Genomic DNA, 19,602 nt, shown 5'->3' with positions numbered 1-19,602 from the left:
AAAAAATTGTGCGCTCGGCTAACAATCCCCTGCCCTTCTGCTCTTTCACCCTATGCCACTCAGACATGACGGCTTTTCCTGCGCCAATCCCTTAAAGCGTTTCATGCGCATCAGCTCTGGGGCAATGAACATCGCAGCACACATTCTTGAGATTCAAGGCACGCTCGGTACAGCGTTTTTCAGTGCAAAGAACTGGCGCTCAAGCCTCAACGGCTGGCGGCTGGCAGAGTATTTCGATGGTTAAACGCCCTAGGGGCTGTGCTCTCTGGCGCGCACAAAAAACGGCAATCCGGCGATAAAATCGCAAAACTGCTGCACAACTGTGCTCTGTGAACGGCTTTTGAGCACCGTGCGAACCACAGGCAGGGTAGGCAAACCGTAACTGCCATCAACAATGCAAAAACGCTCGTCGATATCCCATCCCGGCAAGACAGTAACTCCAAATCCCGCCAGCAAGGAGCTGCACAAACTTTCATAAGATGCACTTACATAGGCAAAGTTGTAGGCAAGGCCTGCCTGATCCAGTGCATCCACAGCAGCGGTGCGCCAGGGGCTTCCCGCCGAGTAGGTGAGCAAAGGAATTTCCCCGGCATGGTTCACGACTTTCTGCGCATTGCACAGCCACAGCAATGGCTGGCGGCAGAGTTCCTGAAACATTCCTTGCGGCAGCGTGCCGTCATCAAACCTGTACTGGTTGATAAGGGCCACATCCAGACTTCCCTCGGCCAGCATCTGTTCAAGATCGCTGGACATGTCTGATATGATGCCTATTTGCAAACCCGGATTCAGGGCCAGCAGGCGGGCAACGGCTCCTTGCAGTTCGACCGCGCTGAAGCTGGGCGGAATGCCAACCTGAATGCGCCCCTTAAGCTCTGGCCTTCTGCCTGCCTGAATAACGTGCTCCAACCGCAAGAGAACATCGACAATTTCCGGCAGAATGCGCTCGCCCTCGGGCGTGAGGCCCGCTACATGGCCATGACTGCGATACAGCAGTGTGCAGTTAAGCTGCGCTTCCAGCCTTTTCACGGCCTGGGTGACTGCCGACTGGCTGCGGCACAGCTTCACGCCCGCCTTTTGAAAACTGCGGCAGTGGGCAACAACTGTAAAGGCACGCAGATGCTCAAGCGTAATGGCCCGGCTTTGCGACAGGGTCGACACGTCTGGAAGCATAGTCACCTCAATATTATCTAAACTTATTATGATATGCTAAATATTAATTTTACAAATTATCAAGTGGAAAATACTGTTCACCAACCTTGATTTTATCGCCTGGGCAGGCAAAGGCTCTTGAAAAAACCAATTCTGTCTATTCGCGTTTTGCCTTCTGAGGGTAGGCCTCGCACAACTTTGCAAAGCTTGGCGGACTTGTCCAGATTCAGCAAGGCAGACAAAAGATCTGCTGCCGCCCGACGAAACGGCAGCTCACGACTATATAGGCAACTGCAGGGAGCAACGGTATTTGTATTTATGGCTGCCAGTGCCCGCTGCCAGTATCCGCTGATCGCTGTCCTCTGCCCAATGTCCGGCACAGTAACATCTAAAACGGCTCAAGCCGCCGGAATCATCTTTCATATGCATGCCGCAGGCAATACGACAGTCTTATGCCGACCAAAACCCTCACGGCATGCGCTCTGGCAGGAATACAACATGCTTCAGAACAACGACGGACAAAATAGTACTCAGAACACCGCTGTATATCCTCAGCCCGGCAATGCAGCGGAGAAAAGCCTGCGCCCGGCACAGGCTGTGGCCCACACCAAAGGGCAGCGCTGGGAACGCTATGCGGTGGGAGTGCTTTTCAGCGTCATATGGAGTTCAGCTTTCATAGCGGGCAAGGTCACAGTTATGGAAATGGGGCCGTTTACCACCCTGTTCTACCGTTTTGTACTGACAGTGCTGGTGCTTCTGCCTCTGTGCGGGAAAAAGCTGTTGGGGCCCAAGGGCAAACAGGCCATGCTGGCCGGAATACTTCTTGGCCTGCTCAATAACGTCGCGTACCTGGGCCTGAATTTTTCAGCTCTGCAAAGGCTGCCCCCCTCATGGGTCGTCATTGTGGTTTCCTGTGCTCCATTCATGACAATGACAATGGCAGCCTTGCGTGGGCAGGAATCTTTCGACAAGGGAAAGCTGCTGGGCTTTGCCATCGCCTTTACGGGCGTGGTCATTATGGTCGGCATTACGGGTCTGCACGCTGGCGCGGCCCTTGGCCTTGTTATGACGGTTGGCGCTACACTGGCCTTTTCGGCAGGCGCGGTGCTGTTTCGCGGCAAGTATGACGACCTGCCCCTGCTTCCCGTGAATTTCTGGATGTCCGTCTGCGCCATGCTCTGCTTCGCCCCCGCTGCCTTCATGACGGAGGCCAGCCCCCTGCAGCTCACATGGCACGCGCAAATCGCGCTGATATGGCTGGTGGTGGTCAGTCTGACAGGCATGGCCTTGTGGCTGCTGCTCATACGCACGCAAGGCCCGTCTATGGCAGCTTCGTATAATCTGCTCAACCCGCTTTCAGGGCTGGCGCTTTCTGCCCTGATTCTGGGTACTGACATTGGTGTTCAGGATGCCGCCGGGGCTGCGGCCATTGTTGCGGGACTGTATGTGGCGCTGCGGCCACGACAAGGCAAAATAAAGGCGTGACAGGCATGATCCAGAGCATTTTAACTTTGAAAAGTTTAAATGCTCTAACGCCGCACAAGCGTGCAGCGCGCCGCAACGCGGCGTGGATTCTGCCGAAAATCGCATTTTTCGGCAGAATGACAACTTTGAAATGCAATGCATTTCAAAGTTAATCTAATCTAGTCACGCTTTGCGCCAGGGCAGGGTTTGCTTGCTTTTCCGGCTGGAGGAGATAGACTGTTATTGAAATTTGTTTTCAATCACTTCGTGTTTCCAAACCAGGAGGAATCCATGAGCAAGTTACGGATAGCCCAATATGGTTGCGGGAAAATGTCTCGATATTCAATGCGCTATGTCTACGAAAAAGGCGCGGAAATTGTAGCCGCCTTTGACGTGAACCCAGCTGTTATGGGCCAGGATATCGGCTCCATAATGGGCTGCGAAAACAAGGGCGTCATTGTTCAGGACGCATCACAGGCGTGCAAGGTGCTTGCGGAACTCAAGCCCGACGCCTGCCTTGTTACCACCATGAGCCTTTTGCGCGACCTCAAAGAGCCCCTCATGGCCTGCGCGCGAAGCGGCGTTAACGCCATCACCATATGCGAAGAGGCCATTTATCCCATCAATTCTTCACCAGCCCTCACCCGCGAGATAGACGAGCTGGCAAAAAAGACCGGCTGCACCATATGCGGCACGGGATATCAGGATGTTTTCTGGGGCAACCTCATTACCACTCTGGCCGGGGCCATGCACACCATCAGAAAAATCCGCGGCAGGTCCAGCTATAATGTGGAAGATTACGGCATCGCGCTGGCCAAGGCGCACGGCGCTGGCCTTGACCTGGAAGCCTTTGAAAAAGACATCGCCTCGGCTGACAATATCCCCGAATCCGAGCGCAAGGCTCTTATAGAAAAGGGCGAATTTCTGCCCTCCTATATGTGGAACGTCAACGGCTGGCTGGCGGCCCGCCTGGGCCTTACTGTCACGAGCCAGACGCAGAAATGCGTGCCCATGACCCATTCGACCGAGCTGAAATCCGACACGCTGGGAATGACCATTCCCGCCGGGCGCGCCACGGGCATGTCTGCCGTGGTCACTACCGAGACGCAGGAAGGCATTACCATTGAGAGTGAATGCATCGGCAAGGTCTACGCCCCCGGCGAAGTGGACCGCAACGACTGGACCCTGATGGGCGAACCGGACACCCAGGTTGTCATTACCAAACCTTCCACCGTGGAACTGACCTGCGCCACGCTGGTGAACCGCATTCCCGACCTCATCAATGCGGCGCCCGGCTATGTGACAACTGACCAGATGCCCGTGAACAGCTACCGGGTGAAGCCTCTGGATTATTACGTCAAAAAATAACCTGACGTTATCTGCACACAAGAGCCCCGCGCCTCTGAGGAGACGCGGGGCTCTTGTGTGTAGATTGGGGGGTATAAGGACGGTTACGCTGCTTGCCTTTGCACTGGCCTTTCAAGCCAAGGCTGCCGCCAAATACTTCTTTTGCCCTACTGGCTGCGCCAAAAGGCCATTTTATCTTGCCCTTGGCGAAAATTATCTGGTTAAAGAAAGCCGCTGGAGCGTGTTAGCTTTGGAACAGTCGCTTGCCTCGTAGGCCTATTTGGCAACCTGTTCCAATGTTGAAACACGGTGTCCAAAAGTCGAGCTTAACCGCCGAGATAGGCTTCACGCACGCTGGCATTGTTCAGCAGGCTCTGTGCCTTGTCTTCCATAACCACCTTGCCCACTTCAAGCACGTAGCCGCGCGATGCCAGCTTCAGGGCCGCACGGGCATTCTGCTCCACCAGCAATACAGTCACGCCGCGCTTGTTGATGGCCCGCACGGTTTCAAAGATGGAACGCACCAGCAGAGGAGCCAATCCAAGGGAGGGTTCGTCAAGCAGCAGCAGACGTGGTTCTGCCATAAGCGCGCGCCCGATAGCCAGCATCTGCTGTTCGCCGCCAGAAAGCGTGCCCGCAAGCTGGTCCTTGCGCTCAAGAAGACGCGGAAAAAGGTCGAATATCCATTCAAGGGTGCGTTCGCTGCGGGTCTTGTCTTCAATGCAAAAAGCACCGAGGCGCAAATTTTCAAGCACGCTCATGACGCCGAAAACCCGGCGTCCTTCGGGCGACTGGGCAATGCCCAACCCCACGACCTTGTGGCTCGGCAGACGCAGCAGATCCTGCCCTTCAAAAAGAATCTCGCCAGAGGCTGGGCGCACAAGGCCGCTTATGGAAAGCAGCGTGGTGCTTTTACCAGCACCGTTGGCTCCGAGAATGGTGACGATCTCGCCCTCTTCCACCCGCAGGTCAATGCCGTGCAGCACTTCGACGCTGCCATAGCTAACCCGTATATTCGACAGTTGCAGCAGGGACATAGCTTACCACTTTTCGTCTTCTACGCCCAGGTAGGCCTCAACCACCGCCGGATTACGGCGCACGGCATCAGGCTCGCCCTGGGCTATCATGGTGCCGTGTTCCAGCACCACAAGTTTTTCACAAATCTTCATGACCAGGCGCATATCATGCTCAATAAGCAGCACGGTAATGCCCCTGTCGCGTATGGCCGCAATGGTATCAACCAGCGCGGCGGTTTCCTGATCATTCATGCCGCCCGCTGGCTCATCAAGGATGAGCAGGCGCGGGTCCGATGCCAGAGCGCGGGCGATTTCGAGCAAACGCTGGTTGCCGTAAGAAAGCCCGCCTGCGGCTTCAGCATGGCGGTCAGCCAGGCCCACAAAGCGCAATTCTTCCATACAGCGGGCCACGGCGGCGCGTTCTTCACGGCGCTGCCAGGGCAGATGCAGCATGCAGGACAACATGCCAGATTTCATGCGGCAATGCCGCCCGGCCAGAACATTTTCCAACACAGACAGCTTGCCGAACAGACGGATGCTCTGGAAGGTGCGGGCAATGCCCAGCTCCACCACCTTGTGCGGGCGCAGTCCCGACACAGGCTCGCCGTCAAAAAAGATACGGCCTTTTTCCGGCGTGTAGTTGCCTGTAATGCAGTTGAACACCGTGGTCTTGCCTGCGCCGTTGGGGCCGATAAGCCCCACCACGCTGCCCGCGTCCACACTGAAGGTCAGGTCATTTACAGCCACAAGGCCGCCAAAGACCTTGGTCACTTCCTGCAAGCGCAAAAGACTCATGCGGGCCTCCCGCCAGTGGCCTGTTCGCCGCCTGTGGCAGCAGCGTCATCAAGCTGGCCGCTGGAGCCAGCCCCAGCATCAGACCCGCCACTGGAATCGCCGCCGGAGCCGTTCTCCACAAGAGAACCTACATGATAGCGGCGGCGGCGCGGCGGCAGCAGCCCCTGAGGCCGCCAGACCATCATGACCATCATGGCCAGACCAAAAATAAGCATGCGGGCGTTGGAAAATTCGCGCAGCAGTTCCGGCAGGCCGATGAAAAGAAACGCGCTGATAAGCACGCCAATCTGGCTGCCGCCCGAAAGAATAACCACCGCAAAAATAATGACGGATTCCATAAAGCTGAAAGATTCCGGCGAAATGGTCGTCATTTTTGCGGCGTACAGCGTTCCGGCCATGCCTGCCCAAAACGCGCCCAGCACAAAGGCCATAAGCTTGTAGTGGGTGACGTTGACCCCGCAGCCTTCGGCGGCCACGTCATCTTCCTTGATGTAGTTCAGGGCGCGGCCAAAGCGCGAATGCCACAGGCCATAGAAAAGCAGCAGGCTCACGCCCACCATTCCCCAGACCAGATAATAGAACTGTATGCCCTTGACTACCCTGAAGCCAAAAAAACTGGGGCGGCTGATGCCGAAAATGCCGTTGGCCCCGCCAGTAAGACCGAAAACGTCGTTGATAAGGGCGATGCGCACAATTTCCACAATGCCGATGGTGACGATAAGCAGATAGTCGCCGCGCAAATGGATGATGGGCCGCGCCACCAGCAGGGCAAAAAGGGCCGCCACTGCTCCGGCAACGGGCATGGTCCAGAAGATAGGCCACTGGCAAAGCGTATTCAGTATGGCGGTGGCGTAAGCGCCCACGGCGAAAAAGGCCGCATGCCCCATATGAAAGATGCCCGACTGCCCCAAGATGACGTTGAGCGAGAGAGAAAGCAGCGCGTAAAGGCCGATGCTCACGCACACGTCAGTCCAATAGGCATTGCTGAACAGGGGCAGCGTACAGATAACAGCCGCCAGGGCAACCCTGACGGCAATGCGCAATGGCTCTGTTTTCATAGCTTGTCCGCCGTGCGCTCGCCCAGAATGCCCGTGGGCCGGATGATGAGAATGAGAATGAGCACAAAAAATGCTATGGCGTCCTTCCAGGCGATGGCTATGTAGCCTGCGGCCAAAGCCTCTATCACGCCCAGCAAAAGCCCGCCTATCATGGCTCCGGGGATGTTGCCTATGCCGCCAAGGATGGCGGCGGTAAATGCCTTGAGGCCGTAAGTCCAGCCCATGGTGAAGTCAATCTGCCCGTAGTAGATGCCCACCATAAGCCCGGCGGCTCCGCCGAGGCCCGGCCCGATAAGAAATACCAGACCGATGATGCGGTCCACGTTGATGCCCATAAGCTGCGCAGCGCCGGGGTCAATGGCTACAGCGCGAATGGCCGCGCCTGTGCGCGATCGCTGGATAAAAGCCCAAAGCCCAAGCATAAGGATGACGCTGGCCGCAATGACCAGCAGGCGTACGCCGGGAACGGCCAGACCGAACAGCTGCACCGTGAAGTCGGGCCTGAGATAATCGGGGTAGACGTAAAAGCGCGCCCCGTAGATGAGCATGATGGCATTCTGGAAAAATATGGAAGCCCCAAGGGCCGAAACCACGGCAGAAAGGCGGCCGGCATTGCGTAAAGGACGGTACGCCGTGCGCTCCAGAAGAAAACCGATAAGCGCAACCAGCAAAGCCACCATCACAAAGACGGCCAATACAGCCAGTACGGGATTGAGCATCCCGGAAAAATTGCAGCTTACCAGCAGGGTCAGCCCAAGGTAGGCGCCAATGGTAAAAAGATCGCCGTGCGCGAAGTTGATAAGCTTCAGCACGCCGTACACCATCGTGTAGCCCAGAGCTACTAGGGCGTAGATACCGCCCACGGCAAGACCATTCAAAAGCTGTTGTAAAAACTGTTCCATAAAGCGTTGTACCCTTACCACGCTCCGGTAGCCGAAGGTGACCGGGAGGAGCGCGATTCCGCCGCCGGAGCCGCTCCAGGCGGCTCCCATTTGCGCATCCGGGCGGCGGGCCGGAAAAACCGAACCGCCGCCACGGACGTCATCATTAATGTATTTACTGTTTTCGCGCTGCTGAAACGCAGACGCGGGGCACACTGTACGGCCTGTTTACTTGGCCTGCAAGACAAATACGCCCTTACCGTCAACCACATAGGTGCGATAGAACTCGCCCACACGGTCGCCCTTGGCGTCAAAACCAAGGCTGCCGGAAAGACCGGGCATGTCCTTGAGGTTTTTCAGCCAGGCGGCAATGGCTTCGGGCTTGTCGTTGCCAGCGGCCAAAGCGGCCTCGATAACCTTGAAAGCGTCGCCAGCCAGCACGGCCCACACAGAAACGGGCACGGCGTTGTACTTGGCCTTGAAGGCATCAAGAAAAGCCTTGGCTTCAGCAGTGTCCATATCCTGCGGCAAGGGCGGGCTGATGAAAAAATAGCCTTCAGCCGCTTCATTGCCGGCGATCTTTACCAGATCCTGATGGTTGGCGGCGTCGCCGCCCATCATGGGCACGGGCCAGCCCATTTCTTTCTTCTGGCGCAGCAGCATACCCGTTTCAGGGTAATAGCCGGTGAAGAACACAAGGTCGGGCTTGGCAGATTTGAGCTTGGTCAGAATGGCCGTGTAGTCGCGCTCTCCGGGGGTAAGAGCGTCGTAAAAGGCCACCTTGACGCCAGCCTTGTCCAGGGCGGCCCTGGTTTCTTCGGCAAGGCCCTTGGCATAGGAAGAATTGTCGTGCAGCAGCGCCACAGATTTGTAGCCGCCCTTCACAATGGCTTCAGCCGCAGCGCGGCCCTGCGCGTCGTCACGCGGGCAGGTGCGGAAGAAAAGGGGCAGGCCCTTTTCCGTCAGGCGCACGCTGGTGGAACCCGTGCCGATCTGCACCAGCTGGGCTTCATCCAGAATGTTCTGGCTTGCTTCTGTAACGGCGGAGCCGTAAGTGCCAATAACAGCCACCACGCCAGCCGAAGCCAGTTTCTGCGCGGCCAGTGCGGCGGTACGCGGGTCGCCCGCGTCGTCTTCCACCACGATCTTGATCTGACGGCCATTGATGCCGCCCTTGGCATTGGCCTCGTCAGCCAGCAGGCTGACAATGTTCTTCATGTCCTGCCCTTCAGAGGCCCATTTGCCCGTAAGGGGACACATGAGGCCGATTTTGATGTCTCCGGCAAGAGCTGCCGCAGGCACCAGCAGGGTGAGGGCAAGAGCCCCAAGCAAACGACCAAGTGCTTTCATAAAAATCCCCCGTCCGTTATGCGATGATGATAATAACAAAATAGCATACCCTAAAATGCCAGAAAGAAAAAGCCCCAGATTTTCTGCCCGTAATCCGTATGGATACAGACGATCACTCGCATATTGAAAAATAGCTCACACCGTTGTTCTCGCGTTTGCCTGCCTGTTACAGGCAAACCCGCGCTAACAATTCGGGATATATCACACAGCACTGCCGGCGACGTTACTCTGACATTGTTCCGACGCAAACCCGTAAAACTCGACATGTATAAAAATATCTTATAGGCTGAAAGCAAGATAAACAGGGGGACGGGCCGTATACCCCTGTGTGCGGCGCACACCTCAGCCACAGACTGGCACGGTGCCCCTCAATTGGCATCGCAGGTGAACATTGCGCATATTGAAGCATTGGTGCCACGCACCGTTCACGGCCGTCCCGCGCGGTTTCGCGTCCTGGCTCCACACCCTCAGTAGTCTCAAATAGGCCCGCTGCGACCTACCCTCCCCTCCTCGCCCTCACGCAGCGCTATTCTCCAAGCACCCATACCGCCGGAGGCCGTATGCGGTTCAGCTTTGACAAGGCCGCCTGCCAGAACACTCGCAGGGCATTGCGCAAGGAATGGCTGCTCACCAACGGTTTGGGCGACTATGCCAGCAGCACCATTCTTTACTGCAACACGCGCAAGTACCACGGCCTGCTCACGGTCAATACGCAGTATGGCCGCCATGTATTGCTTGCAGGCCTTGAAGAGTCCCTTATGGGCGGCGGCAAGGAATTCCATCTTTCAACACGGCAACACCCGGGCACGCTGTACCCTCACGGCCACGACTACCTGGAGGCCTTCCGGCTTGACCAGTGGCCCCAGTGCGTCTACCGGGTTGGCGATGTGCGCCTGTGCCGCGAAGCCCTGCTTGTTCAGGGCGAGAGCCAGATACTGCTGCGCTGGAGCGTGCGCGGGCCAACCCACGCGCCGCCACTGACCCTGCGCCTGCATCCCCTTCTTGCCTACCGCAACTTCCACAAACTCACCCACGCCAACTCCGAGCTGCGCGCGGATACAACCCCGCTGCCCGATGGATTCAGCATCACCCCCTACGAGGGACTGCCCACCCTCTACATCCAGTGCCAGACAAGCCAGGGATATTCGTTCGCACCACAGCCGGACTGGTGCCGCAATGTGGAATACCTTGAAGAACGCGAACGCGGCTTCCCCTACAGCGAAGATCTTTTCGTACCGGGCACGCTTGACGTGTTCATGCCGCCCCTTGCCGGAGGAGCGGATGACTGCTGCGTCTATCTGGCGGCTGGTACCAAACCCTGCGGGCAGGATCTGCGCCAGTTGTGGAACGATGCCAGCCGCGAGCGCACAAAGGCTCACAAGACCGGGGGCGGTTTGGCTGGGCATCTGAGCCAGGCGGGCCAGCAGTTCTGCGTTGAAAGCCCGTCAGGAAGGGCCGAAATTCTGGCAGGCTACCACTGGTTTGACGCCTGGGGCCGCGACACGCTTATCAGCCTGCCGGGCCTGACATTTCACGCGGGCCGCACGAACTTTGGCCTGCGCGTTCTGGCTGATATAGGCAGACATGTGAAAGACGGGCTCATTCCCAACATGTTTTCCCCGCAGGGCGACCACGCTTACAACTCCGTTGACGCCGCCCTGTGGTACGCCTTTGCCCTGCAAAGCTGCCTTGAAGTTGATGCGGGGCAGCTCGCCTGGGTGCGTGAAAACGCATGGCCCGCATTAAAGGCGATCATTTCCGGCTACCGCGCGGGCGAAGGCATGGCGCGCCAACTGGATATTTACGTTGACGCCGAAGGTCTGCTGCACGCGGGCAACGACCACAGCCAGCTTACCTGGATGGACGCGCAGGCAAACAATGCCCCTGTAACGCCCAGACAGGGCTATCCCGTTGAAATAAACGCCCTCTGGTACAATACATTGGCATTTGCCGACCAGCTTGCCACGCGATTCGGCGAAACGCCCCTTACGGGCGACACGACCCTGCGCAGATTGCGTATGGTATTTTTTCAGCGCTTCTGGATTCACGGCGGCGGGGGCTACCTTGGCGACGTGTGGCGCGCTGGCAAAGTCGACGCCAGCGTGCGGCCCAACCAGATTTTCGCAGTTTCCCTGCCGCACGCCATTTTGCCTGAAGAATATCAGGCCCAGGTGGTGGAATGCGTGCGTAACAAGCTGCTTACTCCTTATGGCCTGCGCACCCTTGCGCCGGACGATCCCCACTACAAGGGCCGCTACGACGGCGACCCTGCCGCCCGTGACGCGGCTTACCACCAGGGCACTGTCTGGCCGTGGCTGCTTGGGCATTATGCCGACGCGCTGCTGCGCACGGCCTGGGATATTGATGGCGCTGCCCTGGCCCTGCTGGATACCCTCACGCCGCTCTACTGCGACCACATTTCCCAGGCGGGCCTGGGCAGTATTTCTGAAATCTTTGACGGCTCACCACCTTACAAACCCAATGGCTGCATTGCCCAAGCCTGGAGTGTCGCCGAATGCCTGCGCCTTTTGCTGCGGGTGCAAAAAGCAGCGCCTGCCGTATATCAACGCTGGCAAAAACTGGCTGCTCACCGCATGGCCCACCCTGTCACTGGTGATACGGCAGGGGTCTGCCGCGTGAGCATGGTTCTGGAAGGCTGCAAAAAACATCATAAATGCGCGCCGGAAGCCACGCCGGCGCCGGGATCAGCCTGTTAGAGCAGACCAACATTAAAAATGTTTATCTGCTCTGCGCGGATTTTTATAAAAATTCGCGCCACAAAATGCTTGCAAGGCGAACTCACTTCGCCGCCAAGCAAGCATTTCAAAGTGAAAATGTCCAAACAGGAGTGGAGGAAAAATTTGCGGCGGCCAGCATGAACGGCCGCTGAACCCGGCGGAAAAACTTCCGCCATACGAGGGAGAACACATGCGAGTGCTTATGTTCGGCTGGGAGTTCCCACCTCACATCAGCGGAGGCTTGGGTACGGCCTGCTTTGGCATGACTCAGGCTCTGGCCCGGCGAGGAGCGGAAATAATCTTTGTACTGCCCCGCATTGACGACAGCAAGGGGCGGGACGGATTCCTGTGGCTGCGTTCGGCATCCGGCACTCCCATTACTGAAGATCTGGTGCGGCGCATGGCCTGGGCGCAACAGGAAGTCTGGCACGAAGGAATACGTTGCCTGCCTGTGGACAGTCCTCTCGTGCCGTACCTGACCGAGCAGGACTATGCCAGCGCAATGGGGAGTTCCGGTACCCGCACCTGCATGGAGCAACCATGCTCATCTACTGTATATCCGGCTGGGAGCCACAAATTCCGGCAGCGGCAATCCATCACCTACACCCTTCAGGGCGGCTACGGCCCCGACCTCATGACAGAGGTGCTGCGGTATAGCCGTTTGGCTGCCGCTCTGGCCGTTCAGGAAAATTTTGACGTCATTCACGCACACGACTGGATGACCTATCCCGCCGGAATGCTGGCAAAAAATCTTACAGGCAAGCCTCTTGTCGTCCACATTCACGCTACGGAATACGACCGCAGCGGCTCCGGCATTAACGAGCAGGTGGCGGGTATTGAACGGGCTGGCATGATGGCCGCCGACGTTGTGGTGGCCGTGAGCCGCCTCACCCGCAAGACTGTTATCGAGCGTTACGGCATTCCCCCTGAAAAGGTTCTGGTTGTGCACAATGCCGTGGCCCGGCACGAGGCCCAGCGCCGCTACCCCATTCCCCCGCGCATCCGGCATGAAAAACGTGTGCTGTTTCTGGGCCGCGTTACCTTTCAGAAAGGGCCGGAATACTTCATGGAAGCCGCGCGTCTGGTGCTGCAAAAAATTCCAAATGTGCGGTTTTTCATGGCGGGCAGCGGCGACATGCTGCCGCGCCTCATCCGCAGGGCTGGTCAGCTGCGCATGGGCAGCCGTTTTCACTTCGCCGGATTTTTGCACGGTGAAGAAGTGGACCGCATGTTCGCCCTGAGCGATTTGTACGTCATGCCCTCAGTGTCCGAACCCTTCGGCATAACTCCTTTAGAAGCCATGCTCTACGATGTGCCAGTACTGCTTTCGCGCCAGTCAGGCGTGTCAGAAGTGCTGGAACATGCCCTCAAAGCCGATTTTTGGGATACCCGCGAAATGGCCGACAAAATTTGCGCCGTCCTGCGCTATCCCTGCCTTGCGGCTGAACTGGTGAAAAACTGCCGTGAAGAAATGAAGTCCATCCGTTGGGAAAATGCCGCCGACCAGTTGCTGGCCATTTACCACAACGTGCACGGAGGTCGCTAATGCCTGCCATCTGCTTGTGCTATGAGGTTCACGAACCTTATCAGCTACGTCGCTATACTGTGTTTGATATGGGTCAAAACTCGATATACGAAGACGACGACCATAACTGCGACGCCATGCTGCGCGCCGCACGCCTTTGTTACCTGCCCGCCAACGAGCTTATGCTCAAACTCATCCGCCGTTACGAGGGAGCCTTTCGTGTCTCCTACGCCATTTCGGGCACGGCCCTTGACCTGTTCGAGCAATATGTTCCCGAAGTGCTGGACAGTTTTGTGGCTCTGGCCCGCACTGGCTGCGTGGAATTTGTGGCGGAAACCGCGCCCCATTCCCTAGCCTTTCTCTATTCCCGGGAAGAATTCGACCGTCAGGTTAAGGCCCAGCTGGCGCGCCTGAATACTCTTTTCGGCTACAAGCCAGTAACCTTCAAAAATACGGAATGCGTCTACAATAACGATCTGGCCGTCGCCGTAGCCGAACTCGGCTTCAAGGCCGTGCTGGCCGAAGGCACGGATCATGTGCTGGGCTGGCGCAGCGCCAACTATCTTTACCAGCCCGTCAGCGCTCCCGGCCTGAGTATGCTGCTGCGCAACACCAACCTTTCGGGCGATATCGGCATGCGCTTTTCCGACACTGCATGGCCTGCCTGGCCCCTCAGGGCAGAAACCTTCGCCTCATGGTGCCACGGGCTCGCAGAATCTGCCGACATCATAAATATCATCAACGATTATCATATATTGGGCCTGCGCCACAGCAAGGAATCGGGCATTTTCGACTTTATGGAAGCCCTGCCCGAAGCCCTGCTTGCCCGCAAGGACTTTCACTTCACCACTCCAGGCATGGCAATTCAGGCGTTCAAGCCTATGGGCGAAATGGACGTGCCCCAGTTCATGTCCTGGGATGAAGAAAGCGGCGATCTCACCGCATGGCTTGGCAATGACATGCAAAAGGATGCCATACACGCGCTTTACGCCCTGTCTTCACGGGTCGCCCTGTGCGGAGCGCCTGACCTGCAACACGATTTCGACCGTTTGCAGACCGCCGACCACTTTCGCCATATGTCCACCAAATGGTTCTCCAGCGAATCTCCAGACAGGCCAAGCCCGTTTGGCAGCCCCTACGATGCCTACATCACTTTCATGAACGTGCTGGCAGATTTTGAAATGCGCCTCAAGGCAGCTGAAGAATTGCAGGCGGCACCCGCCCCGGGGGCATCGGCGATATCGGCAGCATCGGCGAAAACCAAAAGCCCTGCGGCGCAAGGACGCAAGGCGCAAGCCAAGCCCCCTGAAAAAACGTCAGGCAAGAAAAAAACTGGCGCAAAGGCCGAGGGAGCCGCAACAGAAAAAAAACCCGCTGCCACGCGCCGCAAAACTGGCACCACCGCATGACGTACCAAACACGGCGATTTCGCCCCCTGGCCAGTGTCGTTGCAAGCGCCTTTCCAGTTGTTTTTGCGTCGAACCTCAGCCTTTATTCCAGTGGGGCGCCACAAAAACGCACCTCTGCATACATGGCCCGTACGCATTGATATAAAGAACAAATTCGTCTCAAGGCGGCACTGTTTGGAGCAGATTGATTGTAAAAATATGCATTTCAAAATGAAAATGCTCTAACGATATTATGCGCAAGGAGAAGACATGGAGTTCAACTCGTCCCTGGTAACCCTGTTTGAAGTGAGCTGGGAAGTCTGCAACAAGGTAGGCGGCATACATTCCGTTGTCACCAGCAAGGCCCTTCAGGCTGTGGAGCATTTTGGCGAAGACTACTTTCTTCTTGGCCCGGCCCTGAAAGAGAGCCCCGGCTTTGAAGAAACCGACGAGCACGCCTGGGATTCCCTGCGCATAGGCCTTGCCACGCGGGATCTCAAGTGCCGCCTGGGCCGCTGGAACATCCCTGGCCGCCCCAAGGTCATCCTGGTGGAATTCGACAAACGCTATTCCAGCAACCAGCTGCTTTTCGAAATGTGGAAAAACTACGGTGTGGACTCGCTTTCCGGCGGATGGGACTATATTGAACCCGTCATGTTTGCCGCCACCTGCGGCGAAGTCATAGCCGCCGTGCACGAAAGCCGGGTGGAGCCCATGCAGGGACACAGCGTGGCCCTCTTCCACGAATGGATGTGCGCTGCTGGCTTGCTTACGGTCAAAAAACTTGCGCCCGAGGTGGGCACGGTGTTCACCACCCACGCCACCATGCTGGGCCGCGCCCTGGCCGCAACCGGACGCGACATCTATACCAACATGCGCAATATCAACCCGGCCAACGAAGCCGCGGCCCTGAATATTACAGCCAAATGGTCAATGGAAAGCACCGCCGCCCGTGAGGCCGACGCCTTTACGACCGTGAGCCCCATCACGGGTGAGGAGTCCACGGTTTTTCTGGGCCGCCAGCCTGACGTCATCACCACCAACGGTCTGGACCTGCGCGTCATACCCGACTACTCCGAAGACCGCAGCATTCCTCTGGCTACCCGCGCAAAAGTAATGGAAGCTGCAGGCCGCTTTTTGCGTGATCCCCTGCCGGAAGATACCAGAATTTTTGTCATTTCTGGCCGCTATGAAATGCACAACAAGGGCGTGGACGTTTTTCTTGACGCTCTGGCCCAGGCAGACCGCAATCTGACTGGCACCGGCTCCTCCATTCTGGTTCTCTGTCTGGTAATGGGCGGGCATATGGGGGTAAACCCGGCTGCCATCTCCGGCGATCCGGCAGATACAGACAACGGCCAGCCCTTCATTTGCACCCATCATGTGTGGAACGCCCCCGAAGATCCCATTATCAACGCCTGCCGCCGCCTTGGGCTCAACAACAAGAGCGAAAGGCGCGTCAAGGTCATCTTTGTGCCAGCCATGCTTGATGGACATGACGGCTTTTTCAACATGCCCTACGAAGAAGTTCTGGCCGCCTGCGATGGAGGCTTTTTCCCCTCCTGGTACGAACCCTGGGGGTATACCCCGCAAGAAAGCGCGGCCTGGGCCGTACCCACCCTTACTACCGACCTTTCGGGCTTCGGCATGTGGGTCAAAGAACAGATTAAGGAAGAGGGCATGGACCGCAGGGGCGTATATGTCATGCCAAGACGCGGCACAAACTTTGAGCAGAGCGCCAATGTTCTGCACGAAAAAATACTTGCGGCAACCGCAGGCTCCGCAGAGGACCTGCACGCATGGCGGGGGCACGCCCGTAGCCTGGCCGAAAAAACCTCATGGGGATATTTTTTCGACAACTATATGAAGGCGTTTGAGATCGCCCTTACCAAGTCCGACACCCGCGCCGACCACGATGCGGGGCACGGCGCGCTTACGCGCGTGCTCACGGCTTCCTGCTCTGCTACTCCCTTTTTGCGTTCCATCATGGCTGTTGCCGAAGTGCCCCGCGAACTTCTGCGCCTGCGTGAACTGGCCCAGAACATCTGGTGGTGCTGGCACGACCATGCCAAAGCCCTCTTCATGGCCCTGAACCCGCAGCTTTGGGAAGCCTGCCGCAATCCACTCAAAATGCTTGAGGAGGCATGGCCCGCACGCTTCAAAGAGCTCATGGAAAATGAAGAATATATGGCCCTGTACTACAAGGTGATGGACAAGTTTGACGCCTATATGGCCGAACCCATCCGCTCCCTCAGTGTGGACGTGACGCCGGAACATCCCATTGTCTACTTTTCCACGGAATACGGGCTTAACGAGTCCATACCCATCTATTCCGGCGGTCTGGGCGTGCTTTCAGGCGACCATCTCAAATCCGCTTCGGACATGGCCCTGCCCCTGGTTGCCATCGGCCTGCTCTACAAAAGCGGCTATTTCATGCAGGAAATCGACTCCAATGGCCGCCAGATCGCGCAGTACCCCGTCAACAATTTCGGGCAGATGCCCATCAAACAGGTACACGACGCCCTGGGCGAACCCGTATATGTGCAACTGGAGCTGCCGGGCCGCATCCTGTATGCCCGCGTGTGGCGTCTGCAGGTGGGACGGGTGACGCTTTACCTTATGGATACGGACACCGACCGCAATACCGGTGAAGACCGCCGCATCACCGACCGCCTTTACGAGGCCAACCGCGAAACGCGATTGTTGCAGGAAATTCTGCTGGGTCAGGGCGGCATGCGTCTTTTGCGCACCCTGGGCATCATCCCCAGCGTTTACCACATGAACGAAGGCCATTCAGCCTTCATGGCCCTTGAAAGAGTACGCGACTGCATGACTCAGGGCATGGCCTATGAAGAGGCGGTGGTGCGCGTGCGCTCCAACACGCTCTTCACCACCCACACTCCCGTGTCTGCGGGCAATGAATCCTTCTCTCTTGAACTTATGAGCCGCTACTTCGGCGGCATGGCGCAAAACCTGAGCCTTTCATGGCAACAGTTTACGAAACTGGGACAGATTGAAGGCGGCGACAGTCAGGCCTTTGAAATGACGGTGCTGGCTTTGCGGCTCTCTTGCTGGGCCAACGCGGTCAGCCGCCTGCACGGCGTCGTTTCGCGCCACATGTGGAACAAGTTGTGGAAGGGATTGCCAACGGCTGAAACTCCCATAGGGCACGTCACCAACGGGGTACATACCCCGTCCTATGTGGGCAGCTGGATGCACGAATTGCTGCACAAGTATCTCGGCGAAGGCTGGATGCAGGCCCTGCCCGGTGCTGGCGTGTGGGATAATGTGGACGCAATACCCGACGATGCCTTTTGGGCTGCCCGTCAAAACCAGAAGGAAGCGCTGCTTGACGCCCTGCGCAAACGGGTTCCCGTCTTTGCGCAGCGTTTCAAGCTGGACCCGGCCACCCGTAAGGGTATGGAGGCTCTGCTCAAACCAGAAACCCTCATCATCGGCTTTGCCCGCCGCTTCGCGCCATACAAACGCGCCACGCTGCTTTTTGCCGATCCCGACCGGCTGGCGCGTATTCTCAACAATCCCGCCCGGCCTGTGGTGCTGGTCTTTTCCGGCAAGGCGCACCCTGCGGATGAGGCAGGCATCAATCTCATTCAGGAAGTCATGCGCATGTGCCAGGACGAACGCTTCCTGGGGCGCATTTTCTTTCTCGAAAACTACAGCCTGTCTGTGTCGCGGCTCATGTCGCAGGGCTGCGACGTGTGGCTCAACACGCCCCGCCGCCCGCACGAGGCGTCTGGTACCAGCGGCATGAAGCTGCCCGTCAACGGCGGCGTCAATCTGAGTATCTCTGACGGTTGGTGGTGCGAGGGCTACAACAGGCAGAACGGATGGACCATCGGCCCCGTAATCACCAACGAGCTGCCCAGCAGCGAACAAAACGACTATGTAGATGCCGAATCCCTGTACAATTTGCTGGAAAATGCAGTTCTGCCCCTGTACTTTGAGCGCAATCAGAGCGGCCTGCCCACGCAGTGGATCGCTATGGGCAAACGCTCCCTCAAGAGCCTGACCGCCATGTACAGCAGTAACCGCATGCTCAACGACTACATCCGTCAGTATTATCTGCGGGCGGCCCGCCGCCGCAACATGCTGGCTGACGACAACTGGACGGCCTGCCGCCAGCTGGCCGCCTGGGAAAAGGACCTTCCGGCAAGATTCGGCACCGTCAAGGTAGAAGAAATGCTCGTCAGTGGTGTGGAAAACAACACAATGATTTGCGGCGAACCCGTGAGCATACGCCTGCGGTTGCAGAAAGGCGAAATGAACTCTGACGAGATTCTTGTGCAGCTTGTTATTGGCCGCGCCCTTATTGACGGCAATTTCATCGACAAACCGGAAATACTCCGCCTTGAGCCACGCGCTACAGACAATGGCAACGGCGGCATGACCTATGCTGCAACCTACATACCGACGCACAGCGGACAATACCGCTATGGCGTCCGCGTTATGCCCTTTCACAAGAACCTGTCCACCCCGCTGGAAACGGGACTTGTTTTGTGGACATAAGGAAACTGCGTTCATGCACCGCTACTCTGCCGTGCCTGTGTGACGGCCGCAATACGTTTGCATAGCGGAGCAGACAAAGTAGCATGCTGTAATAGTTGAAGCTGGCCACCCTTGGGTGGCCAGCTTCATTGCATATTTGCCTGAACAGTGGCGTCATTCCAAAGCACTGCACAGCTTAAAGCGACTCTGCTCCCAAAAAATTTCCGGCAGAGCACACGTTTGTCACGCAGTACTAGAGCAAATTAACTTTAAAATGCTCCAGCACCATGCCGCACTCTTGTGCAGCTTTGGTGCAGCTAAATTTTTTCAAAGTTACTTTACCCTAAACCCCTTACAACAATCAAACCAAGAGGACACGCCTTCC

Annotated in this window: 12 protein-coding genes; 6 read left to right on the top strand and 6 right to left on the bottom strand. The window is 57.2% G+C overall.

Features of this window, described 5'->3' with window-relative positions; translation table 11 throughout:
- Window positions 1-249: 249 nt before the first annotated feature.
- Window positions 250-1,170 carry a LysR family transcriptional regulator gene (locus HNQ38_RS05695; protein WP_183718464.1) on the bottom strand — a complete coding sequence of 307 codons (921 nt, stop codon included), beginning with the start codon at window positions 1,168-1,170 and terminating at the stop codon, window positions 250-252.
- Between the two features lie 477 nt (window positions 1,171-1,647).
- On the opposite strand from HNQ38_RS05695, the gene HNQ38_RS05690 reads away from it, so the two are divergent.
- A complete protein-coding gene (locus HNQ38_RS05690) occupies window positions 1,648-2,634 on the top strand; it encodes a DMT family transporter (RefSeq protein WP_183718463.1) in 987 nt (328 codons plus the stop codon).
- Window positions 2,635-2,904: 270 nt separating this feature from the next.
- On the top strand, window positions 2,905-3,981 hold the full coding sequence (locus HNQ38_RS05685; RefSeq protein ID WP_183718462.1) for an NAD(P)H-dependent amine dehydrogenase family protein: 1,077 nt from the start codon (window positions 2,905-2,907) through the stop codon (window positions 3,979-3,981).
- 305 nt (window positions 3,982-4,286) lie between these two features.
- Here HNQ38_RS05685 and HNQ38_RS05680 read toward each other — a convergent pair whose 3' ends face one another.
- The 5 genes from HNQ38_RS05680 to HNQ38_RS05660 all read right to left on the bottom strand — a co-directional run bounded on the left by HNQ38_RS05680 (window position 4,287) and on the right by HNQ38_RS05660 (window position 9,060).
- Window positions 4,287-4,997: an ABC transporter ATP-binding protein gene (locus HNQ38_RS05680; RefSeq protein ID WP_183718461.1), complete on the bottom strand. Its 711-nt coding sequence runs from the start codon at window positions 4,995-4,997 to the stop codon at window positions 4,287-4,289.
- Between the two features lie 3 nt (window positions 4,998-5,000).
- Complete coding sequence (locus HNQ38_RS05675) at window positions 5,001-5,771, bottom strand: ABC transporter ATP-binding protein (RefSeq protein ID WP_183718460.1); 771 nt, start codon at window positions 5,769-5,771, stop codon at window positions 5,001-5,003.
- Window positions 5,768-6,829, bottom strand: a complete 1,062-nt coding sequence (locus HNQ38_RS05670) for a branched-chain amino acid ABC transporter permease (protein ID WP_183718459.1) — start codon at window positions 6,827-6,829, stop codon at window positions 5,768-5,770. Before HNQ38_RS05670 ends, HNQ38_RS05675 begins: the two co-directional genes overlap by 4 nt.
- Window positions 6,826-7,731, bottom strand: a complete 906-nt coding sequence (locus HNQ38_RS05665; protein ID WP_183718760.1) for a branched-chain amino acid ABC transporter permease — start codon at window positions 7,729-7,731, stop codon at window positions 6,826-6,828. Before HNQ38_RS05665 ends, HNQ38_RS05670 begins: the two co-directional genes overlap by 4 nt.
- 207 nt (window positions 7,732-7,938) lie before the next feature.
- Window positions 7,939-9,060 carry a branched-chain amino acid ABC transporter substrate-binding protein gene (locus HNQ38_RS05660; RefSeq protein ID WP_183718458.1) on the bottom strand — a complete coding sequence of 374 codons (1,122 nt, stop codon included), beginning with the start codon at window positions 9,058-9,060 and terminating at the stop codon, window positions 7,939-7,941.
- Between the two features lie 560 nt (window positions 9,061-9,620).
- On the opposite strand from HNQ38_RS05660, the gene HNQ38_RS05655 reads away from it, so the two are divergent.
- The 4 genes from HNQ38_RS05655 to glgP all read left to right on the top strand — a co-directional run bounded on the left by HNQ38_RS05655 (window position 9,621) and on the right by glgP (window position 19,238).
- Window positions 9,621-11,777: an amylo-alpha-1,6-glucosidase gene (locus HNQ38_RS05655; protein WP_183718457.1), complete on the top strand. Its 2,157-nt coding sequence runs from the start codon at window positions 9,621-9,623 to the stop codon at window positions 11,775-11,777.
- Window positions 11,778-11,988: 211 nt separating this feature from the next.
- The gene (locus HNQ38_RS05650; protein ID WP_183718456.1) at window positions 11,989-13,344 is read left to right on the top strand and encodes a glycosyltransferase family 4 protein; all 1,356 of its coding nucleotides are present in this window, start codon (window positions 11,989-11,991) and stop codon (window positions 13,342-13,344) included.
- On the top strand, window positions 13,344-14,732 hold the full coding sequence (locus HNQ38_RS05645; protein WP_183718455.1) for a glycoside hydrolase family 57 protein: 1,389 nt from the start codon (window positions 13,344-13,346) through the stop codon (window positions 14,730-14,732). Before HNQ38_RS05650 ends, HNQ38_RS05645 begins: the two co-directional genes overlap by 1 nt.
- Window positions 14,733-14,981: 249 nt before the next feature.
- Window positions 14,982-19,238 (top strand): alpha-glucan family phosphorylase, encoded by a 4,257-nt coding sequence (gene glgP, locus HNQ38_RS05640; protein ID WP_183718454.1) that lies wholly within the window; start codon window positions 14,982-14,984, stop codon window positions 19,236-19,238.
- Window positions 19,239-19,602: the final 364 nt, after the last annotated feature.

This window comes from Desulfovibrio intestinalis (genome assembly GCF_014202345.1).
GTDB classification, from domain to species: Bacteria; Desulfobacterota; Desulfovibrionia; order Desulfovibrionales; family Desulfovibrionaceae; genus Desulfovibrio; species Desulfovibrio intestinalis.
This window is presented reverse-complemented; position numbering and strand designations above follow the sequence as displayed.